Origin of the sequence: Rhizobium sp. WYCCWR 11128, assembly GCF_013416305.1 — a bacterium.
Lineage (GTDB): Bacteria > Pseudomonadota > Alphaproteobacteria > Rhizobiales > Rhizobiaceae > Rhizobium > Rhizobium indicum.
Genome location: NZ_JACCEZ010000002.1, coordinates 274,747 through 295,846, shown reverse-complemented (window position 1 = coordinate 295,846; position 21,100 = coordinate 274,747). Strand labels below are relative to the sequence as shown.

At 54.0% G+C, this 21,100-nt stretch carries 19 protein-coding genes and 1 pseudogene; 7 read left to right on the top strand and 13 right to left on the bottom strand.

Annotation, left to right across the window (positions count from 1 at the left end; genetic code table 11):
* Positions 1-39 precede the first annotated feature (39 nt).
* The 3 genes from HX898_RS09090 (at position 40) to HX898_RS09080 (ending at position 3,153) form a co-directional block, all read left to right on the top strand.
* Complete coding sequence (locus tag HX898_RS09090) at positions 40-1,314, top strand: PD-(D/E)XK nuclease family protein (RefSeq protein WP_180194492.1); 1,275 nt, start codon at positions 40-42, stop codon at positions 1,312-1,314.
* Between the two features lie 97 nt (positions 1,315-1,411).
* Complete coding sequence (locus tag HX898_RS09085) at positions 1,412-2,317, top strand: Ku protein (protein WP_180194491.1); 906 nt, start codon at positions 1,412-1,414, stop codon at positions 2,315-2,317.
* Between the two features lie 11 nt (positions 2,318-2,328).
* On the top strand, positions 2,329-3,153 hold the full coding sequence (locus tag HX898_RS09080; protein WP_180194490.1) for a Ku protein: 825 nt from the start codon (positions 2,329-2,331) through the stop codon (positions 3,151-3,153).
* A gap of 31 nt (positions 3,154-3,184) precedes the next feature.
* Here the strand turns inward: HX898_RS09080 and HX898_RS09075 are convergent, their stop codons facing one another.
* Positions 3,185-3,694: a hypothetical protein gene (locus HX898_RS09075; protein ID WP_180194489.1), complete on the bottom strand. Its 510-nt coding sequence runs from the start codon at positions 3,692-3,694 to the stop codon at positions 3,185-3,187.
* Positions 3,695-4,047: 353 nt separating this feature from the next.
* Between HX898_RS09075 and HX898_RS09070 the strand changes: the two genes are divergently transcribed.
* Complete coding sequence (locus tag HX898_RS09070) at positions 4,048-4,797, top strand: DUF5131 family protein (RefSeq protein WP_180194488.1); 750 nt, start codon at positions 4,048-4,050, stop codon at positions 4,795-4,797.
* On the opposite strand, the gene tcmP is transcribed toward HX898_RS09070, so the two are convergent.
* Positions 4,794-5,942 (bottom strand): three-Cys-motif partner protein TcmP, encoded by a 1,149-nt coding sequence (gene tcmP / locus HX898_RS09065; RefSeq protein WP_180194487.1) that lies wholly within the window; start codon positions 5,940-5,942, stop codon positions 4,794-4,796. The two genes, HX898_RS09070 and tcmP, sit on opposite strands and share 4 nt — an antisense overlap.
* Before the next feature lie 256 nt (positions 5,943-6,198).
* Between tcmP and HX898_RS09060 the strand changes: the two genes are divergently transcribed.
* On the top strand, positions 6,199-6,474 hold the full coding sequence (locus HX898_RS09060) for a hypothetical protein (protein ID WP_180194486.1): 276 nt from the start codon (positions 6,199-6,201) through the stop codon (positions 6,472-6,474).
* A gap of 857 nt (positions 6,475-7,331) precedes the next feature.
* Here HX898_RS09060 and HX898_RS09055 read toward each other — a convergent pair.
* The 4 genes from HX898_RS09055 to HX898_RS09040 all read right to left on the bottom strand — a co-directional run bounded on the left by HX898_RS09055 (position 7,332) and on the right by HX898_RS09040 (position 10,263).
* Positions 7,332-7,607, bottom strand: coding sequence for a hypothetical protein (locus tag HX898_RS09055; protein WP_017961383.1), 276 nt, complete (start codon positions 7,605-7,607; stop codon positions 7,332-7,334).
* Positions 7,608-7,870: 263 nt separating this feature from the next.
* Entirely contained in the window at positions 7,871-9,457 is a 1,587-nt protein-coding gene (locus tag HX898_RS09050; protein WP_180194485.1) for an IS66 family transposase, read from the bottom strand.
* A 69-nt stretch (positions 9,458-9,526) separates the two neighbouring features.
* Positions 9,527-9,880 (bottom strand): IS66 family insertion sequence element accessory protein TnpB, encoded by a 354-nt coding sequence (gene tnpB, locus HX898_RS09045; RefSeq protein WP_017961385.1) that lies wholly within the window; start codon positions 9,878-9,880, stop codon positions 9,527-9,529.
* Complete coding sequence (locus HX898_RS09040) at positions 9,877-10,263, bottom strand: transposase (RefSeq protein ID WP_026158777.1); 387 nt, start codon at positions 10,261-10,263, stop codon at positions 9,877-9,879. The genes tnpB and HX898_RS09040 overlap by 4 nt, the downstream gene beginning before the upstream one ends.
* On the opposite strand from HX898_RS09040, the gene HX898_RS09035 reads away from it, so the two are divergent.
* Positions 10,262-10,648: a hypothetical protein gene (locus HX898_RS09035; RefSeq protein WP_180194484.1), complete on the top strand. Its 387-nt coding sequence runs from the start codon at positions 10,262-10,264 to the stop codon at positions 10,646-10,648. The genes HX898_RS09040 and HX898_RS09035 overlap by 2 nt on opposite strands.
* A 132-nt stretch (positions 10,649-10,780) precedes the next feature.
* Here HX898_RS09035 and HX898_RS09030 read toward each other — a convergent pair whose 3' ends face one another.
* Positions 10,781-11,575, bottom strand: coding sequence for a hypothetical protein (locus tag HX898_RS09030; RefSeq protein ID WP_180194483.1), 795 nt, complete (start codon positions 11,573-11,575; stop codon positions 10,781-10,783).
* Positions 11,576-12,129: 554 nt separating this feature from the next.
* Positions 12,130-13,350 carry a hypothetical protein gene (locus HX898_RS09025; RefSeq protein WP_180194482.1) on the bottom strand — a complete coding sequence of 407 codons (1,221 nt, stop codon included), beginning with the start codon at positions 13,348-13,350 and terminating at the stop codon, positions 12,130-12,132.
* Positions 13,351-13,512: 162 nt separating this feature from the next.
* On the opposite strand from HX898_RS09025, the gene HX898_RS09020 reads away from it, so the two are divergent.
* A complete protein-coding gene (locus HX898_RS09020) occupies positions 13,513-13,983 on the top strand; it encodes a hypothetical protein (RefSeq protein ID WP_180194481.1) in 471 nt (156 codons plus the stop codon).
* Positions 13,984-14,069: 86 nt separating this feature from the next.
* Here the strand turns inward: HX898_RS09020 and HX898_RS09015 are convergent, their stop codons facing one another.
* From HX898_RS09015 to HX898_RS08995, 5 genes and pseudogenes are all read right to left on the bottom strand, one after another.
* Positions 14,070-15,506 (bottom strand): site-specific integrase, encoded by a 1,437-nt coding sequence (locus HX898_RS09015; RefSeq protein ID WP_180194480.1) that lies wholly within the window; start codon positions 15,504-15,506, stop codon positions 14,070-14,072.
* A gap of 2 nt (positions 15,507-15,508) precedes the next feature.
* Positions 15,509-15,925 (bottom strand): hypothetical protein, encoded by a 417-nt coding sequence (locus HX898_RS09010; protein ID WP_180194479.1) that lies wholly within the window; start codon positions 15,923-15,925, stop codon positions 15,509-15,511.
* A complete protein-coding gene (locus tag HX898_RS09005) occupies positions 15,915-18,122 on the bottom strand; it encodes a hypothetical protein (protein ID WP_180194478.1) in 2,208 nt (735 codons plus the stop codon). Before HX898_RS09005 ends, HX898_RS09010 begins: the two co-directional genes overlap by 11 nt.
* The gene (locus HX898_RS09000) at positions 18,122-19,981 is read right to left on the bottom strand and encodes a hypothetical protein (protein ID WP_180194477.1); all 1,860 of its coding nucleotides are present in this window, start codon (positions 19,979-19,981) and stop codon (positions 18,122-18,124) included. Before HX898_RS09000 ends, HX898_RS09005 begins: the two co-directional genes overlap by 1 nt.
* Before the next feature lie 689 nt (positions 19,982-20,670).
* A pseudogene (locus HX898_RS08995) lies at positions 20,671-20,898 on the bottom strand (magnesium chelatase domain-containing protein); the annotation flags it as partial.
* Positions 20,899-21,100 lie beyond the last annotated feature (202 nt).

The window sequence follows — 21,100 nt, the reverse complement described above, 5'->3', positions numbered from 1 at the left end:
GTCGTTGCTAAATACTGTTGCTTTCGTACGGGGATGGATATGGACGATTGGCAAGTCAAAAATTTTCAGTCCCTGGCAAATTATGTGGACCATTTCACTAAAATGCTACCGCGTCTCGCGGCGATGCGCGAAGGCATTGACCTCTACGGTGCAACGGCATTTTCCCCGTTTTCAATCTTCAATCCGGACGAGAATACGCTGAGCCGCGTTATCGCGGAACTGTTTGACCCAGCCGGTTCACACGGGCAGGGATTGTTGTTCCTTAACGGATTGCTCGCAGCGATAGGAATTCCACGTCTCAATCGACTGGACGCGGTCAAGGTGCGGCGAGAAGCCTTGACCCGAGCCAAACGCCGTATCGACATCGTGATTGAGACTTCGCGGTACGTCATCGGGATTGAGAACAAGCCGTGGGCAGCACAGCAAAAAAACCAGCTCCGCGACTACCTGTCGGAGCTGAAGGCCGATCTGCGCGGCCGCCAGGCCGTTCTAATCTTCCTTTCCGATCAGGAAGCGCAAACGGCCGGAGAGGAAACTATCCGCGTTCCCTATTACCAGGGTCTGGACGAAGAGACGACGCTGTACCGCGTTTTGAGCAACCTAGTAAGTGAGATCAAGGCCAATGCTCCCAAGGCCTTCGTCGAGGACTTCCTGCGACACATTAAACTGACATTTGGAGGCTCATACGTGAATAATGCTGCAGACAAGGCTTACATCGATGCGGTGAGCGCTGAGTTCGACGACCTGCAAAGACGCAAAGCGATTGCTTCTATTCTTCTCTCTCAGGAGAAACTGCACGTCCGAATACTCGACGAGATCGGCGAATATCTGCTCGACGAAGTGCGCGAAAAGGTAAATGCCGATTTCGAAGCGGCCTGTGATCGGAGGGAGGTCGAACCGAGAATTTCGGAGTGCCTATGGGCACGCTGGACACCATACGGTCTAAGGAGACCGACTTGGCCTTCGAATTGTCTCGTCGCTATCGAAGCGGATGGGTCGGACTGGCTGACTGATATCGTGTTCGGAGTGAAGGCTCCGGATGGCTCCAGGATCGCACCCAAGGAAAAGCATTACACATGCCCCGACCGGAAAAGATTAGAGAACATGGCAAATGCGATCCCGGGCGGCAAGAAGACCGCCTATTGGCCATGGATCAAACATCTGACGGAAACATATTGGGGGCAGGAATTCTGCGCACGGTTGATCATAGAGTCTCCGACCGGAGCGGTGAAAGATCACCCGGAAATCCAGGACCTTGCCCGCCAGTTCGTCGAAATGACGAGGGAGGTAGATCGCATACTGAAGGAAGCGTGACGCAGATAAGGGTTTTGGCAAACTGACCGCGTCGATTCGGAACGAATCGGCTTCGAAACAATTGAGTCGCGACTCGTTGATTCGGGAGTAAAGCGTCATGCCAGGCGGTGGTCACCGCGCCCAGTGGAAGGGCTTCATCAAGTTCGGCGAAGTGAGTTGCGGAGTCGGCCTTTATACGGCTGCAAGCACCTCAGAGCGCATTGCCTTCAATACGATCAACAAAGCCACCGGCAATCGGGTGAACCGCGTGTTCGTCGACAGCGAAACCGGCGATTCTGTACCGCGCGAGTCCCAGGTCAAAGGCTTTGAGATCGAGAACGGCCAATACGTCATGATTGATCCCGAAGAGGTGGCAGCCGTCATCCCGGAGAGCAACAAGACGCTGGAGATCGAGGCTTTCATTCCCTGCTCCGACGTCGACGACGTCTATTTCGACAAGCCCTATTATCTCGCCCCTACCGACAAGGTTTCGGAGGACGCATTCGCAGCCCTGCGTGACGGCATGCGTAAATCGAAGGTCGCCGCCATCGCAAGGACGGTGCTTTTCCGACGCATGCGGACCGTCCTTATCCGCGCCCACGGGAAAGGACTGATCGTGACCACCCTCAATTACGATTATGAAGTCCGGTCCAGTGCCAAGGCATTCGAGGAAATGCCGGAAATGAAAATCGAGGGCGAGATGCTCGATCTCGCCAAGCACATCATTTCCACGAAAAAGGGCCGCTTCAATCCGGCCGAATTCGACGACCGCTACGAGAGCGCTCTCGCAGAATTGGTCAAAGCGAAGATCGAGGGTCGCGCCCTTCCGCAGAAGAAGCCAGTCAAGGTATCGCAGCCTAACGAACTGCTGGCGGCACTGCGCGAAAGCGCCGGTATGATGAAAGCAGCCGAGAAGTCCAAGCGCACGGCCGCCAACGCCAATGCAGGCACGGGCCGTGACAAGGGCCGCCGGGCATCACCGAAATCGCAGTCCACACCAGTTGCTCACCGCAAGGCGAGCTGAGGAGAACGGCTATGGCCCCGCGTCCCTACTGGAAGGGCTACCTCAAACTTTCGCTTGTCACCTGCCCTGTGGCGATGTCTCCCGCGACAAGCGAGAGCGAAAAGGTTCGGTTCCACACGCTGAACAGGGAGACGGGCAACCGTGTCGTCTCCCAGTACATTGACTCCGTGACTGGCAAGCCGGTGAAAAACCAGAACGAGGCCAAAGGCTACGCTCGCGCCGAGAACGATTACGTCATTCTGACCGATGACGATCTCGATGCCGTGGCGCTGGAAACAGTTCGGACCATTGATATCGAGAAGTTCGTCCCAAGAGACAGCATCGAATGGGTCTACTTTGAAAAGCCCCATTATCTGATGCCTGACGATCCGGTCGGGCAGGAAGCCTTCGCGGTCATCCGCGACGCCATGGCAGCGGACAAGATGCTCGGAGTTTCCCGTTTGGTCATTGGTCGCCGCGAACGGGCCGTGGTTCTTGAACCGCGTGGGGAAGGCATCGTTCTTTGGACGTTGCGGTTCGGCGACGAGGTTCGGCCGGAGGAAAGCTATTTCGAAGACATCGATGAGGAAGCGGACCCGGAGCTAGTTCCGCTCGTTCAGCAGCTCATCAAGCAGAGGACGAAGAAGTGGTCGCCGAGCATGGTGACCGATCCGATCCAGGAAAGCCTGCTGACGATCATCGCCGAAAAGAAAAAGGCGCTGACGCCCAGGAGGAAATCAAAAGGCGCGAACAAGGGGACCAGGGATGAGCCCTCGTCCAACGTCATCAACATCATGGACGCGCTCCGTAAAAGTATGCAGGCCGAACTCAGAGGGCAAAAACAAACCAAGCGCTGAGTTGCGAGCACCGGGTTTGAGAATTCGAACATCAATCCTTGACGATCTGTTCGTTCGGTGCCGGAATACCGAGAAACCGAGCCCGCGCGGGCATGTCCTCCGGCCGGATATAGAGGAACCTTGATGCCTGATCCGTCGATAGCGTGCCCATGCCCCAGAGCCGAAGGATTTCCCGTTCCTTCTGGGCGTATTTGTCCGGGAAATTGAATGGTGCCATTTCGGCTGCCAGTGCCCGCCCGTAAGCTTCGCTGGCCTTCGCAAGTTCATGGTAGCTGTTAAGTGGCAAATCCCGTTCGATGGCTCGTTTTTCCAACTCGCCACCGTCAATTCCAAGCAAGAACGCAGCCGGTTGAGTTCCTAGCCGGTCGTCGCTCCACGCACGCAACACATGATCCGTCCATTCAGGGTTATCAGGACCGATATCCTGCGGCTGCTGTTCCCGATAAAGAACAACGGCCTTGTCGATCATCTCTAGGGCAACGTCTTCTGGCATGTAGCCAGCGTCGGGCCACTCACCCCAATCCTCGACATACCACCACATCGGCGGGCGGTCACCTCGTTCGTCATAGCCAATTTCAAGGCTCCATTGTGCGCCTCTAGCCCGAAAATACAGCGGGGGCGGCCGTCAATGATCCCTTCGGCCTGGACTGGAACGTTCCCGCCAAGCCAATGCAAAGCGTATCCGTTGCGCTCGGTCCCTTTCATCCTGCCACCAACCTATTCCAAGCAGCTGTCGAAGCTTTGATCACTGCGAACAATCCTCTTGTAGGACTCCTTTCGGATCGAAGCTGGGGCCGCCACAATCTTCCTGAAACCGACGTTCCAGCCTGAGTTGAGCGTTTTAGCAGATTGTTTACCCAACATGGTACAATGCAAGCTACTTTGGAGCTGGCGATGGCTGAAACCTCAATCGAATGGACTGATGCAACGTGGAACCCAGTAGCGGGCTGCTCGATTATGAGCGCTGGCTGCACCAACTGTTATGCTATGCGGATGGCAGCACGCCTAGAAGCAATGGGAGTTGAGAAGTATCGAGGTCTGACGCGAAAAACAGGCGGACGCGCGAAATGGACCGGAGCACTTTCTCTCGACGAGACCGCTCTCCAGGTTCCGCTAAGATGGTCACGGCCCAGAAATGTCTTCGTCAATTCGATGTCCGACCTTTTCCATCCAGATGTTCCGGCTGACTTCGTCCGTAGGGTCTGGTCGGTGATGGCGCAGACCCGACGTCATACATATCAGATACTCACAAAGCGACCTGACCGGATGGCCGCTGTTCTACAGGATGGCTTCGAAGTGCTGCCCAATGTCTGGCTCGGTGCAAGCGTAGAGGATGGAAAGGTAATCCATCGGCTCGATGAACTGCGCGAAGTTCCAGCAGCCATCCGGTTCGTGTCGTTCGAGCCGCTTATAGGTTCAGTTGCCGCAGGAAGGCTCCAAGGAATTAGCTGGGCAATTGTCGGAGGTGAATCAGGCCCGCAGGCTCGGCCAATGGACCCCGCGTGGATCGACGAAATCTTCGACATGTGCATCGATGCTGACACCGCCTTCTTCTTTAAGCAGTGGGGCGGCTACAACAAGAAGAAAACCGGCAGATCGTATCGAGGCCGTACCTGGGACAACATGCCCGCCGCTGCAGCCTAAGGCCGCTCAATCTGATCGTTGTCGTCAGGCTTCTGTCGTCTCGAACCGTTCATGCGCCAGGTTTCCTTGATTTCACGAGATTTCCCTAGCTCGGCACAGATGTCTCTGGCGTCGGTCTTCCTGAGCATGAACTTATCAAGCATCATTGGCCAAATATCAGAAAATGGCTGAGGACAGGTCGGCAATTGCTGGCGAAGCCAATCCTTTGCCTGGTGCTTGATGCTTGCGATCTGCGCCTCCATCGACCCTTCCGCCACGGATGCCGCTCCCTCCGCACCGAATAGATCAGTTTGCCCGGTTTTCTTCTCTCTGATCATTTCACGAGCTGCTGCGCGGCGCATGCCGTGATCTTTCAGCGCGTCATATTCGACTTGGCGGTAAGCCTCCAGTCCCTTTGGGCTACGCGTCCCGTACACAATGTGAAAATGCGTCCGATCCGATATCTTCTCAATCGGGGTGCTCAGAACGTACGAAAACTTGCCAGCCTTCCAAAATTGTTCGGTGAAGAGCGCCATCAAAGCTTCTTCACGCGGCAACAACGGGTCAAGCCGCTGTTGCCAATCTGGACCAAGAATTCCAGCAAATGATGCAAGCGTTTTTGGATCAGACGAGGCCGTGAACCGATTGACGAAGTCAAACATGAAGTTGAGCAGCACTTCGCCTCGCGCATGCTCGAAAACCGGCCTTACCTTATCGAACTCGTACCCGGTCCAACCGGTCGGATCGATGAACGTTAAAGCGAATGCGTTAGACATCGTTCGTTGAATCTGAGGGAGCGCGTTCTCAAACTTGCCGTGAAAGGTCTCGACGAAAAAGTCGTTTGCAGGGTCGTGATGGGCAGACACTGCCGGATGAAGCTGGGCAAACGACCCAGCGTTCTCCTCAACGAAAAGGCATTTGACCCGAGGTTTCTTTCCCGCCGCCCGCACTTTGCTTTGGGCGTCCTTCAGCACTTCGATTGCGATCATAAATGAAGAGTCAGAATGGTCTGGGGTCTTCGATTGCCATGGCCCGGAAAAGCCGTCGATGTACGCGAGGGTGCTCCAACCGCCATGTAGCGTTTTGAATGCTAGAGTCTGCAGATATTTGCGAAGGATGAAATGTTTAGCTTCTGTCTGTTCACGGTCCTGATAGACATTCGTCATCGAAGGATTTCCTACCAGCGAAGAGCCTCAACCTAAACCTGATAGGCGATTCCGCCAATACACTCTCAGATTAGGAGGCCGCTTTTGCCACAAAAATACGTGCGAAGCCTTCTTGTCCAAAGGCGAACGGGTTCTGCTCTCGTACCGTTGCGGTATGACGTGGACAACCGACGGCAAGCTCCGACACCTCGCGTACAATGATTTGCGCGAAGTGCAATAATGCCGATGGTTACCGGATCGAGGATGGACTGGGGCCATGAAACCGTCGTTTTGGGGAAATCTCTACCGCATTTTCGGGCTGCACATTCGCGCCAATCAAGCTGACGCGGACTGTGAGGAAAGCCGTCTTCTCATAGCCGAACACCGCAAGCCGGAAAATCTGCGTCCGCGCAAAGTGAGCTATGAAGAGGTCATGTCGGGCCTGGCGACCGGGACACCTGGGCGGTTCCTGGATCGCAAAGTGCAAGCGCTAATGTCGCTTGGTCTGTGGCCACCAGTGGGCGGTCGATATACCAACTTAGGTATCGCCTAAACCACCCTTGTCAGCGAATACCGTTTCCTGCAAGGTTGCGACATCAAGCTAAGACAATCGAAATACATTTTCGCAACATTGCGCCCTTCCAAAGACGGTTTCCTTGGGGGAGCGAGAATTGCCAGCCTATCACATTGACAGCAGTTTGACCGAGAAGCAGATAGAGGCGGACGTTGCTAGCTACTTGGGATGGTGCTCAAAAGACCTACCATTTCGATTATTGGACGTTAATGAACAGGAGACGGGTGCAGACAAGCTTTCTGACATCACCGTTCCAATCTACATTCAGTTTAAGAAGTCCCACGGTCTAAAACCGCTGCACCTCGTTGGGATAAAGTCCCGCAAAAACGAGAGTCCCCTTCAGAGCATCAGGCGATTTCGGTCTCGGCATGGACTTGCCGACAATCCTTCGCTGTACTTCCAGCTACGAGCGAAAGCCGACGGGGCAACAGATTTCCAGCATAACATCCTCTATGCTCACCATCGACCTCAGAAAAGCTACGCGGTGTACGTCGCCCCTTTGATCCTCGATCTCAAAAAGTATTACAATGAGCTTTGCGAAGGTCCGAGATACCTAGACGACCCGTGGGCGTGGCGAGAGGGAAGACTGCTGACTAGTTGGGGCCCTGGCGTCTGGCTCAGCCGCTACGGTTTGCAGCCCTTCTTGCGTAGGCATATTTCCATTGCACCTCATCAAAAGGTGACCACTCACAATCATTATTATGCGTTCTCGGAAAGCGGAGACGAGGTTAGCTGGCACTCGCCAGAGCGTAAGCGGTGTTTTCCTCGCACATTGACCAAGCTCGATTGGGCTTTCCGAAAAATGCCGCTACGACATTGATGGCAAGAATGCGCCATTAGCGGTCATTGAAACTGATGCTAGTGAAGTCATCGGTTTTGCCGTTCCAAGTGCCGGATGCAAAGGCGGTTACCGAATGCCCTGTGGGCGGACCTTCATCCAGACGGCCCACCGTTAAGCCGAGCTTGTCGAACAGTATGATCCCAACAGAAATCGCGGCTCCCCCGTTTAGCTCTTCCAATGCGCGGAGTACCTTTAATCCGTTCGTTCCGAAAACAGATATCCCTCGAAACATAACTACCCCAATATCGTAGAAGGCTTCGATCTCGCTCACGCGATTTTCTCGATAGCGTACGACTGGCGCTTTGGTACCGCGATGCTCACTGAACGTATCAGGCCGAAGGCCGCGTCTCGACCGGTCTGGTGCTCCAATGTGTGTGGCGACATCCTCTGGAGTCATGTCAAATCTTATAGGCCCAATTCCTGAGAAAGAGTCGATGAGCCATGTCATGTCAGTCTTCTCCAAACTCTATGGAGAGATTAAGGGATGCGTAAATTTGAGCAACCCCAGTGACCGCTTCGGGCCGACAGCAGACTTCAGCCGTTTGTTCGTCCCGAATAATTCCACGGCAAAAGCTCATCGATGCAACTCTGCCTGTGACCGTTGACGATGGCGGTGAGCGTCGCAGTCAAATAGGTCAGCGGATCGACGGCATTGAATTTGCAGGTTTCGATCAGCGAGGCGATTGTCGCCCAATTCTCTGCTCCCGCGTCATGGCCTGCAAAGAGCGCGTTCTTGCGATTGAGAGCTATCGGTCGGATGGTCCGCTCGACGGTGTTGTTGTCGATCTCTATGCGTCCGTCGGTCAGGAAGAGCTTCAGGCCGTCCCAGTATTTGGCGATGTAGGCCAAAGCCTCGCCGAGCGGCGACTTCGTTGCGACACGGGCACGGTGATGGACAAGCCAGGCCTGCATGTCGGCGACCAGTGGCGCTGACCGCTCCTGTCGCCCAGCCAAGCGAGCCTTCGGATTAAGGCCCCGAAGTTCGGCTTCGATGCGGTACAGTTCGCCGATGCGCTTGACGCCGTCCTCGGCAATCGGTGCTGAGCCGTTGCGGGTGATCTCCACCAGCTTGCGCCGGGCATGCGCCCAGCAATAGGCAAGCTGGATGTCAGGACCGACACGCTCCGGTGCGATCAGCCTGTTGTATCCGGCATATCCATCGACCTGCAGAATGCCCGAGAAGCCCTGCAATATCCGTTCGGCATGAATGCCTCCGCGACCGGGCGCATAGGTAAAGGCAACACCTGGCGGAGCACCGCCATTCCAAGGACGATCATCCCGCGCCAGCGCCCAGAAGTATCCGGTCTTGGTTTTGTGCGAGCCGGGATCGAGAACCGGGGCACGGGTCTCGTCCATGAACAGCTTGGATGAGCGCTTCAGGTCGGCGATCAGCGCATCAAAGACGGGACGCAATTCGAATGCTGCCCGACCGACCCAGTCAGCCAGCGTGGATCGGTCGAGGTCAATACCCTGGCGGCTCATGATCTGGGCCTGACGGTAAAGCGGTAGATGATCGGCATATTTGGAGACCAGCACATGGGCGACGGTCGCTTCTGTCGGCAGTCCTGCCTGGATCAGCCGTGCTGGAGCTGGGGCTTGGACGACACCGTCCGTGCAGGCACGGCACGCATATTTGGGGCGACGGGTGACGATGACGCGGAACTGTGCCGGGATCACGTCCAGCCGCTCGGAGATATCCTCGCCAATGCAATGCAGGCAACCGCCGCAGGCGCAGATCAGGCTTTCCGGCTCGATCACCTCTTCGACACGCGGAAGATGCTTTGGAAGCGAACCGCGATTGATCGCGCGTGGTTTGGCAATCCCGTTTCCAGCAGGAACGTCCGCGTCATCCTCGGCATGGATCGCGGCCATGGCCGTTTCCAGGTCCTCCAGTGCCAGATCGAACTGGTCGGGATCGGTCCTCTCGGATTTGCGCCCGAAGGCTGCTTGTTTGAAGGCGGCTACCAGCTTCTCAAGCCGCTCGATCCGCTCATCCTTGCGGGCGATGTGCTCGTCTTTGCTGGCTATCACGGAGTCTTTGGCCGCCTCGCTTAGCCGCGCCGCAATCAGCATCGCCTTCAGGGCGGCAACATCATCGGGAAGGTCGGCGGCATCCAGCATGGGCGAAAACTATCAAATCCGTAGCCGACTTGCCTGTGGAATTTGCCGTGCTGAGTCATCGTGCCGCAGCTACTCGATGGCCTCCGGTGTTCTCGTCTGGACGGCATGAACCCGCCGCCAATCAAGGCCCGCAAACAGGGCCTCGAACTGGGCATGTGTCAGCGTCATCAGGCCATCCTTGATGGCCGGCCAGGTGAACGTGTGCTCTTCCAGCCTCTTGTAGGCCATGACGATGCCGGAGCCATCCCAGTAGATCAGCTTCAGCCGATCCGCCTTGCGGGACCGGAAGACGAAGACAGTTCCGGTAAACGGGTCCTTGTGCAGCTCTTGCCTCACAAGCGCTGCCAAGCCGTCATGACCCTTGCGGAAGTCTACGGGTTTGGTGGCCACCATGATCCTGACGCGGTTTGACGGAAAGATCATGTCGCCGCCGTCAGGGCGCGAGCGATTGCAGCGATCCGGGCAGCAGACGCACCTTCCTCAAGACGGATGGTGACGGGCCCGAGGACGATCTCGGGGCGACTGAGCATTTTAGGCGGCAGTTCCGAAACAGGCGGATCGACGATCACCGCCGCGAACTCTACCGCATCCTCCGGTGCTGGCAGGATCAGCTTGCCCTGCCGTGCCATCGTCCGCCAGGTGGAGAGGCTGTTCGCTCGCAATCCATAGCGCTGCGCAACTTCATTGACCGTCGTGCCAGGCCTCAAGCTTTCCGAAACAATCTTCGCCTTGACCTCATCAGGCCAATGTCGGTGGACCTCACGTTCAGGCTTCCTGGTTGTGAGAAACTCCAATGTAGTCTCCATGGAGAAACTCCCGTTCTTCATCCATGGAAACCTCGATCACAGATCAGGCGGCAGAGGGCAATGTGGGGACGGAACACCCGTTACGCCAGAGCCTGTTGAAGGCGGACCCTTCCGCCTGTCTGATTTCATGGCGGAACGGGCTAGAGAAATTCTCAGCGGAGATTCCGAGCTACCTACACCTGAAGAGGCACTTTCTCTGGCTTTTGAAGCCCTCTCTTCTGTTGAGATCGCGACAGACACCATATTTCAGGGCGAGAGCCCATTTGATCAACTGCGGAGCTACGGGCGTTGGCTGCACCAAACTCATGGTGTTCGCCAGTTTCTCTTGTGCGCCTCCATGAAACGCATCAAAATGGTTCGCAAAACCATGGGGAAGATTTACTGAGTGAGCCCATCGCTTTGTTGCGGGATAGCTAGCCCGCCGCTAGAGCACGTTTCTCCATACGTTGCCCACAGAGTGAACCGATTTGAGATAAGTACCGACGAAAAGGTGAGCCTCGGCTTGACCCGGGTGAAATCAAGCACGTCGTTTGACGGGAACGTTCTGCGTCTCGCTCGCGATCAGATCGCCAAATGCGTCCTGAGGAACGCCAGGTTCTGTCTGGGTAAACCCTGCATCCATGTCGTAGTTGGCGCGTGTCGTCCCATTGTTGACGTGCGGATCGACGTGTACAATTCGGTAGACGCTTGGCTGGCTGTATCTGTCGGCTGCCCTCGATTCCCGCCCACTATCAACTGTGATAACGCGGTTTTCGATCAGCAGGCTTGTTGCTGCTTTAATCTGATCGGCGGGGACGCCGCTGTACTCTGAAATCTTCGGCCAGCTCAACACAACGTGGTTGTACGCCGAATTTCGTCGGGCGACGAATAGCAGATAGATTTTCACCGCGTGAAGTTCGACCGCTTTTCTGAGTCGGAAGTCCTTAAATCCCTTCAGGACGCCATCATGGTACATCGCTCTGGCAGGGAGCTTCCCCCACCCTTGCCCGAAGCCCGTTCCTTGTTCACCGTAGCGAGGCAGCCTGTAAGTGCTCTGGCCTTCTGGTTCGTGCTCCAACAATCCCTTCTCGAAAAGAATCTTGAGGCCAGCCGCCAGCTTCGCGCGACTTATGTCCAGCGCCGCTTCCAGCTGATCGTAGGTCGCGCGTGCGACCCCCTCTTCATCGACCCGGTGCGCAATAGCCAGCAAAGCCAAAAGTGCCGCTGTATTATCTGAACCGCCACTTGCCCAGGTAAACTGCCTGAGGCCGTTTTCTTTCTCAATCCAGTAGCTCGGAAGTTTGACGAACTTCTGAAGGCGCGGGTTCTTCATCCCTTAGTTCCCTTAATGACGATCAAAGCTACGTAGAGACCCAGGGCCGCGACGGAAAGGCCGCCAAGAGCAACCACGGCCATAAGCTGCGCCGATGATGCGCCAGTCGCGAAGGCTGTGAATGATGAAAGGTAGTCAAGCATTGTGATTCAAGCTCCAGAAATTGATCATGGAGCAAAATTTAGTTTGGTAAGATTGTCTCTTCTAGAACCACTACGGATGTGATTTGACCTAAAGCCCTGAAACACACTATACAATTCAATTACATATATTGAAATATGGCAGTTCAGGAAAGAACCTAATTTAGTTCATAAACCGGCAGACGACGATCATATTATCACGCCTCGTGAACTATCAGATTCTAGCACAGAGTTTCCCAAATGGCCGAGCATAGTGCGCGGCGACGCCGTGTAGGTTACTCCGTTTCAACCGTTGCACCTTATCTGAGAAGTAGCAGAGAGAACGTTAGCACGGGGAACCGTTATGGTTCTGTTCTCAAAGAGATTGGCACGGCGTCTGGAACAAACAGGCAGCAAGTTATTGGGTTATCGCGGCTAGCCGAAAGCGCGAAAGATTACGTGCAGAAGACCGTCCATCTCTGGGAACTTGGCGCGTAATGAAGGGGCGTCGCCACCTGCTTTCATGGCGTCAAGAAAATGGAGCGTCGCGGCGTTCTTGTTTTCCAGTTCGCCTTGGTAGCGTGAGGACGCCTTATTCCAACTGGACCACCGGATCGGTCGCAGGTTTCCATGTTCATCTGCCAACGCTTCCTTGCCAAGGAACAGCTCAATCGAACATGCGGCCCCGTTAACGTTGACAGACCTCAAGCCTTCCGGCCCCAGTGTCGGATAGGCCTGCCCAATAGCCACGTCGGGCAATACCATCGTGCGGATCGACGGGGGAAGCTTGATGGTGCGGTCCAATATGGCTTTCTGCTCCAAACCCGCGACATCGTTATCGAACAGAGCAATTATGCGCTGTGACATCCTAACGCCTGCAAAGGCCTTCACCATTTTGGTCACCAAGGATGCGCCACCTTCGATTTTGAACTCTTCGAAGTCGACAAACTCAAACATGTCTGCGAACTCCGGATACATCGCTCGGATTGCGCTGGACAAAACTTTGGTATCTGAAGTTCCCTCTGTAAGTATAAGCACGTTCCCTGTCGTCTCGATAAAATCGACTTCAGTTTCCCGAGGTTGACCGAGAAGATTGGCCCGAAGAGAGAGGGTAGAGTCAAATTCTCCGAAACTCGAAGTAAGGTCGGTCCAAACCGCAGCGGGCTTATAAACGTCAATGGACAATGCCAAAGAAGCGAACATATCGGCGAAATTGAAGAGGTGAATACCTCCCCAGCGCATCATATGTTCGAGCCCCAGTTGATTTTCGCGAGCTTCCCATTGCTCGAAACTCAGACCTTTCTGCGCTTCGATCTCCTTATTGAAATCGGAATAGCCCGCATCCCGAATTTCTTCTCCACGGGCAATATGTCGGCCGAATTCTCGTTCCCAGAGGGCTCTGCACTTTTCTGTAGTGTAGCCCTGTATTTCCATACGGCGGCGGACTTTGGTGGCAGGAGAATAAAGATAGCGCACTATCGTAGTTTCATCTTCGTACCATTCGAGCGCATTTTGTCGCACTATTGGGTGAGCTTCAGATATCGGGCGCTCGTAAAAATCGTCATCCGCAAAACAGAGCAAACATGAACTTTCCCAATTCATCGCCAGGTCATGGAAAGGTTTGTTGTCGACGAAAATGTCGCGCTCATCGCTCATGGGCATACCCTCGTTTCTCCAGCAATGGCGGAGAAGAATTTGAACTCGCCTTACGTTTCAGGCCCAGGTTCGTTTTTCAAGTAGATGTTGGCATGTGCTTGCCACCATCTGTACAAACAGCCGTTGATCGGAGGGCTTAGTCCGAGGAAGTGAGGGTGCGAAATGGGCGACGAATTCGAACATAGGTCGACCGCCGAGTTGCTCACAATGCATGCCGCGATCATGGAAGAACTGCGGAGCCGCAGGGTTCTTCGCAGCGCGAACAACCCCACAGGCGACTTGGCTGAACACCTGTTCTGTGCCGCGTTCGGCTGGCACCAAGTTGCAAATTCGGTAAAAGGCTACGACGCGACTGGCGATAACGGGCTGCGATATCAGATTAAAGGTCGCCGAAACCATCGGCGGAACAAATCCCGCCAGCTCTCCGCCATCCGCGACCTCGATGGGTTTGATGTGCTGGCGGTGGTTCTTTTCGACCGGGTCACGAGGGCGGCCCTCGTCCCTACGGCAACGGTAAGAAGAGAGACCACATACGTTGAGCATACCAATAGCCACAAGTTCATGGCCCGCAAGCGTATCTGGAACATCGAAGGCGTGCTTGACGTAACGGACAAGCTCCAGGGCGTGGTATAAAGGCCGCCTTGCTTTAAACAGACCTCAAACTTAAATCTTTGCTCGCCGCATCAGCTCATCGAACGCTCCACCATGGCACCCGCGATTTAAACGGTCTCCTCTATCCGCTTCGCAATTCTGTTCAAAAGGGCTCGCAGCTCTTCCGCTCCGTCCTCATGCAATGCCTGAGCGATAATTCTTATTGTCGGCGCGTCTTTCTCAGGAAACATCACCGGCTCTCCCTCAAAAGCCCGTTCCTGCTTGAGAATATTATTGATGTAAGGCCGCAAACTCTGGGGGTCTTTGTGACCCATGTACTCCGCTGCAAGCATCAAGATCGCATCGACGTTGTAGTTTTGGCCGTGACGTGCCCGATCTCTCAGGTATAGGTCTCTGACAATATCCTCGGCGAACGTGGCTCGAAGCCGGTGCCCACTTCCCGGCACCCCGGCTCGCCGAAATAGCTCCTTCATTATTTTGCCGACGGAGCCGGGCTGTAAAGCGTTGGCTGTTTCCTGCGAGAGGAAAACGAAATCCGAACTGGTCACCTTGCCTGTCTCGACCCTGCGAGCAATGAAATTGGCGCGTTCGCTCCATATATAATCAAGTATTTCTAGAAATAAATCGACACTTATCGGAAGCCCACGCGACCTACAGCCTTTCTCTAGCACTGTTGCAAATAGGAACTTCCGCCCTTTTTCTTGTAGGTTCTTTAGATCATCAATAATTAATCTTCGCGTTGCATCATTTCCTGGGTCACTCCCGCAAAGCTGAGTAAGGTTTTTGATGTTAGAATATTCGGGGCGGTGAAATTCTTCCAGGAAGGCGGCAGTCATGGACGAGCCAGTAAGATCGCATGCGCCACCCGCACGCGCTCCGCCGAGGCTCTTTAGCGATGCTATAAGATAATAAGTGGGTGCGGACATCTCCGTCCCCACCCATTCCAACGCAGCATCCCTAATCTTTTTCGCTTCGTCGCTACTTGGTGTTGGTCTTTCTCTGCGGCTCCGTTCTTTATTTTGACGGATTGCCGCACGGATGTCTTGTTCCTGGAACGAACCCTCTACGCCGAGACTTGGCTCAACACGGTTTCGCCAAGACAGCATCCCGGACCTTACAGGCTCTTTGACGCCGATCACGCCTTGTATCAGCTGCAGACGATGCTCTAGGACGAAAAGGAACGAGTAGATTACGTTTCGCTTGCGCCGAAGCGTCTTCAGGAAACTTACGCGGGCATCCTGCGGTCGAAGATAAACCACAGCTGCGTCTCGCTTCGCTCCCTGATCGAGATACCTAACTAAATCGCTTTCTATAATGGTGTGGCAGGAGATGGAATTAGAGGACAAATAGTCCCAGAACTCTGCGAGCCAAATGCTTTCTTGCCGCAGTGTCTCTCTACTTTTTCCGTTTTTTTTTCGGTGTGCAAGATACGCTGCAATGAGCAGAACGACCCCGCTCGTTTGGTTGACAACAGCTGGATGATCCTCGGAGAAAAGGCCTTCGATAGTCGAGTCGTTCCGGACCACATGAGACAGAGATGGCAAGGTCACTTCCGGTACAGTTGAATGATGTTCGAACGATCATTGGCATCCAACCTTCCAACGACCTCCAGTTTGTCGGAAAGCTCCCGGATCAAGCTTTCCATCTCTGTGTTTTGTTTTGCCAACGCAGAAATTTCTCTGGCCTGCGCTCGAATTCTCATCCGCAACCCTGTGATCGAGTATTTGTCGATTTTCTCGAACACGGTTCGCAGTTCCTGAGCCAGTTCTGGATAGTTTCCGCTTGGCGCGTCAACAGACTTGCTGATCCAGCTTTCAAACTCTCCGGGGCGCTCCCAACTCCGAAACTCATCAATCGTTTCCGGATACCAATGTGTTGGGCGTTTCCCGTGCTCCAGCAAATCGGCGACCTTACTGAGTTCCGCAATCTTTAATTCTAGAGACTGACGTTTGCTAATCGCCATCATCAAACTCCGATAGAATCTCCAACAGATACTGCTTGCGGCTCTTAGCCTGATCACGGACTTCGGATGTGCTAGACCGAATGGCCGCTTCGGCATCTTCAACTTGGCGGTCCCAGTAATGTAGCAGTTGCTTCAGCCGGACGTTCTTCGGGCAACCGGCGCAGACCTCTTCGTCCGCAAAACCGTAATCGGCTCCCGGTTCGGCGCTTGGCGAGGCTCCCGTCAAACGCTGTTTTAGAGCAAGGCATCCAGCCACTTCTTTGTCTTGAAGACTCGCTCCGCAGGTACAAACGCTGTGGCCTTCTGGGTGCACCTGCATTCGTAACGACGAAATAAGCTCCTCAAGGCTGTCGTTAAACGACTGTAACTGCGTCGGGACCGAAGTTATCTCCAATTTAGCTGATACACGCCTTTTAAGGTCATTGTAGAGGGTTCTTCCCCCGACCCCTCCCAACTTAAGTTCGCCACGGAGAGCAGCTTCGCAGACATGACGGACGAACGCCTGTTCTTCCTCCTGCAGAGCGGTCAGCCGGTCCTCGGCAGACCAAATCAGCGCGATCTTCGCGTGGCGCTTTATTTCCCGATTTTCGTGGAGTCTTAAAGCCTTCCCAGCCTCCATTTTGCAGTAACCAATAGTGGTACCTTTATCGAGCTGCCGCAGCTGGTGATTAAGTACCAAAAGTTCGGGGAAAAAATATCGCCATTGATGAGCAACAGCAAAGAACTTGCGGAATTGGTGCGACGCAAACTCCCAATAAGTACCGTCTCCAAGAGGCGGGACGTTGAGCCACTTTGACAAGCGCTTTAATGCAGGATTAATTTCAAAATTTACGTTGCCAAGATTATCGCGGTACTCAAGAAGCCACTCTCTCTCGCCAAATCTTTCTGTATTAGTTCGAATTTTTTCCAGTATATCTACCGCGCGTGCGACAGAATTATTAGCCGGAGCCCGCGTTGTGTATCGTTGACGTTTTGATATCCAAGTCTCCAGCCACAGTTCGCCGTACTTGTCACGCGTTACGCTTCCTGGTCGAAGCGACATTAACTCGCCGTTCCTTCTAGCGGAGAACGCCGCTATCACAACCACGCAACAACCAACCAAAATTGTAAATAATAACTCACGCGAAGTTGTCGTCAAAGCGGTCGAATTCCGCAGCTTCCCCAGGCGGCTATAGACCGGAGAAACCGGGTCGAATCCCATGGAAGCAAGTTCCTCAGCTACGTCAGCGAAATCGCTCCCCGGTTCCTCACCGGAACCCATCCTTAGACAAATGTCGATAATCCGCTCGGGTAGACTGGAGAGAATGATCGATAAGCAGGAGTTGATGAGAACAGATGTCTGATAAGCCGGGCTATCGTCGGTGCGAGCCGTATTCTTGACCCATCCGCCCAAGGAGGTCGACAGCTCACGGGCATCGGAGTAGGCATCATAACCTATGGGATCGTGCTTCAAATGATCGCGAAGGCGGCCCAGGTGATAAAAGACGGATAGATCGGCGTATGCGGACACCTTTCGTCGCGACGCGTAGTCTGGCGGAGATAGCTCCGTGCGTGGAGAGCGATTGAAGCGCAATTCTTTTGCACGCGCGTAGCTGACAAACACCTCAACAACCTCAGGAGGTGTTTGGTTTCTCGATAAGCCGAGAAGCGCCTCAATCCCTTCATGAAAAAAATATTTGCGTGGGTGCTCTGGTAAGATCACCGCCCCGCTTTCTATCCCGGCAACCAGTTTTTCAGCCTTCTGCCGAAGGTCGAGTAGTCCCTCCAGGCCCGCCCTTCTGTACCGCTTTTCATAATCGCGGTGGTGCGCAGGACCCACAAACCGATTTCCTTTTAAGCCACGATCAACTCTCCATCGAATATAATTGAGATGACGCCGATGGAATGGGCCTACGCTCGACGCAGTCTTCATCCAACCGATGGGTTTCGGCTCAAGCGATAAAAACATTAACAGTTTTGCGGAGATCAGATCGTCTTCAAACTCCGCGTCGTTCAAACGAGCTGCATGCGGCCAGCCTCTGATTGGGACATCAAACCTCAATTCGACAGGTTTGGCTCGCTCCTGCTCCTCGCGTTCTGTATTTATGGGCCAGATATCCTCCAGCAGCGATTTCCCTTTGAACCAAGGCCGGTGGGGGAGAGTGCCGATGATTTCATCATGCCTCGTTCGGGGGGCTGGTTTCTCACTTAGTCTCATCAATATACCAACGGCAAAGCGTCTTGCTCGGCTGAGAGTCGCTTCTCTACTCGTTCTTTGGCAGCGCGAAATTTTCCCCGGAGCCTGCTTTTTTCAATTAGTTCACAGTAGCCTTCGACAACCACCTGCCACACCAGCCAGGACCGAACCCACCTACCGGGATTGCAGGCTAGCACCACAGAACCTTTCTCGTTGAGAGCAAGTCGGGCCAGATGGAGCTTTTCCATTGCTTCAGTGCTCACGACGAAAATTCGATCTTTCTTTGCTAAGTCAAAGGTGGCGGAGCCATCAACTTCTTCCACTTGCCTGGTCAGTGCGAAATCCAAACCACTCGCCAATCCAAGTTGCCGCTGCTTTTTCAGATCGTCGTCGGAAAGACCAAGATATCGCGCCGCGCCCTCGACAGTTATCGAAGCAACACTTTCCCAAAGATTCATAAATTTGCGCATCTTCGCCGCATAGACAGCGTGGATCGTCGTCTCGGTAAGATATTGCTGCGTGGTACCTTCAGAAGCGTGATCGGCGAGTGCCATGGGGAGCCTTATGTTAAAGACCCCCTCTGCCGCAGCAATGTTCGCAAACGTTTTTCTGATGGCCCGATGAGTGATCGGAAGTCCGCCTAAGCGTGGATGCGAACTGATCCTGTTCAAAAAGGCATACCACCAATCATTTTCAACGCTAAGCAAGTGACTGCTTGCGTTACCGTCGAACTGCGTTCGCCAAATCCATAGCCAGTTCGCAGCTGGATTCTGTTCTCGCGCGGCCTTTTCGCGGAGGAGGCTAGTCATTTCTAGCCAAGACTCGATCACAGCGACCCCTGAAAACCTGCCGTCTTTGTTTCGCATTTGTAAGTCTGCTTCAACCGCTGGATAATCCGTGAGCGATGCAATCACCAGAGAAGAATCCGCCCTAAACTTCACTGATCCAACGGATTTGAGTTTGCGTTTACCTCGCGAGGCCTTTCCTACGAAAGGATCAGTCAGAAGGTCACCGAGAGGCTGCAGGTTCCAACCGGTATCAATGAGAATAATGACAAATGCCGCATGGAGCCCTTTTGGCGTGGAGCCGAGATACGGACTCAGGGTTTTTTGCCCGCCAACTGAGCGTAAAAATAGCGCAGCCCTGTGCTCGTGGCATTGGCATGAAAAGTCCTCGTACATCATCGCGTTGAAAAGTTTGACCGCCAAATGAAGCCGGTGCTGACTCCCAACAGCGCCGAGTTTGGTGCTTTGCACGCCTTCGTTCGCCAATATTTCGTCAATTTGGGCAGGCGAGTATAGCGTGTGGTCCGTAATAATTCTCTGACCCTCTCGGAAAAGGTCAAGTTCGGAAACAAACTCCTTCTGAAGTTCGTCACGGAGAAGCTGCATTAACTCAATATTTTCTCGCGCATCCTGCTCCTCTGCTTCCGCCCAGGTACTGCAGGGAGGGAGGCGTCCCATTTCGCGAGCGAGATCGGCTAAGACAGGGGTCTTCGAGGCTCCAATCGTTGCAATCGCGCCCGGGGCAGTGAAAGGCGGAAGGAAATGCACTAGAGACAAGAAGTTACAAAATCTGCGAAGCGACAACCAAAGGTTTGATCGAGTTATATCGTTTGTCGTAGACGTAAACGAGAAGTCGTTTAAATCGGCAATGCGATGGTAGGTTTCCAGCAACGCTTGAGTGACATGCTCCCCTTCTATTTCCGTCTCGCGTCCGTCCATAATCAACTGGAAAACTGTGCTGCTTGGAGCCCCGGCTTCAGCGCTCAGAGCACCCTGCAGCATAAAACGTCGCCAACTTCGAAAATAGTTGTGAAACGTCTTCGAGCGCACCAATGCCGAAGCCTTGGGAAGGACGGAGCCAAGCTTCTCAACCACGCTTATCCCATACAAGGGCACGAGTACGCTCATATCGTAGGATGATCTGTGGCCTGGGATTTTCACGATGAACGATCTCGCGGGGACATCTTCGGGAGTGTCAATGTTTCTCAATCTGAGCCTCGAAGGAAACTTGATTAAAATATCAAATCGGCCAAATTGAAATTATTTTCCTTTATTTTTCATTTCATTTCCTTGGAGTGCGATTTGTTGCTTATCTTATAGAATATTATTCCATAAATTTTGCGACGTCAAGCGTGATTGCGCGGGTTTCCACATGCCCTTTCCGGTTGCATAAGCGGTTAATCGGCTCAGTCGTCAAAGGCGCAAAACGGCGAGACCAAAACATTAGCGATGTGGTATGTGTCTTTAAATTGCGCTGGGGCTGGCTCGGCCGTTTGGGCTTCACCGCATTTTTTTAGATTAAGCAGACCCGGCATCCATTGGACGAATTGTGAAGTCGGCAAGGAAATAGCAAAAAAATATCGGCGCTTTCAACGCACGCTTTTTCCGGATTTCCTTGGGAACATGGCGCATCACACCGAGAAAGCTCTCAGTGTGTATCAGCGCGTTGGAACGATGGAAAAGGAGCTGTCCGGGAAAGTGCGTACTCGTTAACAGCGAAGAAAGAGATAACAAAATCAAAGCGGTAAAGACAGTACGCATTTCCGATACCGGTTTCGCTTCACCTCTTTCGGCAGGTCGGCAGGCGCCAGATTGACCGTCACGCGCTTGGCCGGCAGCGCCAGGCCGGAGGCGTGGAGGGCGGCCTGCACGCGCTCGCGGCTTTCGGCAACCGCCTTGTCAGGCAGGCCGACGATCTGCATCCCGACCTTGCCGGGTGCAACCATGACCTGGACCTCGACCGGTACACCTTCGATGCCCTGAAATGCAACCGTACTGACACGCGCGACCATAAGCCCATCCCCTTGCCGCAAACTTTTATATACCGCCCCGCAGCCTTTATCGATGCACCCAAAACTGTTGCACAGTTTTGGGCGACATGCATTAAGGCCAGCGGTTGCAATCTGGCATGGACGCAGGAATAAAACAAGAACAATCAAAGAACATAGTCAGGCATCCGCTGTGACCTTGGTTGTGCTCGGTCGCGGGACCAGA

What these genes read in the sequence shown, in the direction of transcription:
- tcmP (WP_180194487.1), bottom strand. Translation starts at nt 5,942, where the DNA reads ATGACGAATGTCTATCAGGACCGTGAACAGACAGAAGCTAAACATTTC.
- HX898_RS09005 (WP_180194478.1), bottom strand. Translation starts at nt 18,122, where the DNA reads ATGAGACTAAGTGAGAAACCAGCCCCCCGAACGAGGCATGATGAAATC.
- HX898_RS09060 (WP_180194486.1), top strand. Translation starts at nt 6,199, where the DNA reads ATGAAACCGTCGTTTTGGGGAAATCTCTACCGCATTTTCGGGCTGCAC.
- HX898_RS09040 (WP_026158777.1), bottom strand. Translation starts at nt 10,263, where the DNA reads ATGGAGACTACATTGGAGTTTCTCACAACCAGGAAGCCTGAACGTGAG.
- tnpB (WP_017961385.1), bottom strand. Translation starts at nt 9,880, where the DNA reads ATGATCTTTCCGTCAAACCGCGTCAGGATCATGGTGGCCACCAAACCC.
- HX898_RS09050 (WP_180194485.1), bottom strand. Translation starts at nt 9,457, where the DNA reads ATGCTGGATGCCGCCGACCTTCCCGATGATGTTGCCGCCCTGAAGGCG.
- HX898_RS09085 (WP_180194491.1), top strand. Translation starts at nt 1,412, where the DNA reads ATGCCAGGCGGTGGTCACCGCGCCCAGTGGAAGGGCTTCATCAAGTTC.
- HX898_RS09030 (WP_180194483.1), bottom strand. Translation starts at nt 11,575, where the DNA reads ATGAAGAACCCGCGCCTTCAGAAGTTCGTCAAACTTCCGAGCTACTGG.
- HX898_RS09075 (WP_180194489.1), bottom strand. Translation starts at nt 3,694, where the DNA reads ATGTGGTGGTATGTCGAGGATTGGGGTGAGTGGCCCGACGCTGGCTAC.
- HX898_RS09070 (WP_180194488.1), top strand. Translation starts at nt 4,048, where the DNA reads ATGGCTGAAACCTCAATCGAATGGACTGATGCAACGTGGAACCCAGTA.
- HX898_RS09035 (WP_180194484.1), top strand. Translation starts at nt 10,262, where the DNA reads ATGGAGAAACTCCCGTTCTTCATCCATGGAAACCTCGATCACAGATCA.
- HX898_RS09020 (WP_180194481.1), top strand. Translation starts at nt 13,513, where the DNA reads ATGGGCGACGAATTCGAACATAGGTCGACCGCCGAGTTGCTCACAATG.
- HX898_RS09080 (WP_180194490.1), top strand. Translation starts at nt 2,329, where the DNA reads ATGGCCCCGCGTCCCTACTGGAAGGGCTACCTCAAACTTTCGCTTGTC.
- HX898_RS09010 (WP_180194479.1), bottom strand. Translation starts at nt 15,925, where the DNA reads ATGGCGATTAGCAAACGTCAGTCTCTAGAATTAAAGATTGCGGAACTC.
- HX898_RS09025 (WP_180194482.1), bottom strand. Translation starts at nt 13,350, where the DNA reads ATGAGCGATGAGCGCGACATTTTCGTCGACAACAAACCTTTCCATGAC.
- HX898_RS09090 (WP_180194492.1), top strand. Translation starts at nt 40, where the DNA reads ATGGACGATTGGCAAGTCAAAAATTTTCAGTCCCTGGCAAATTATGTG.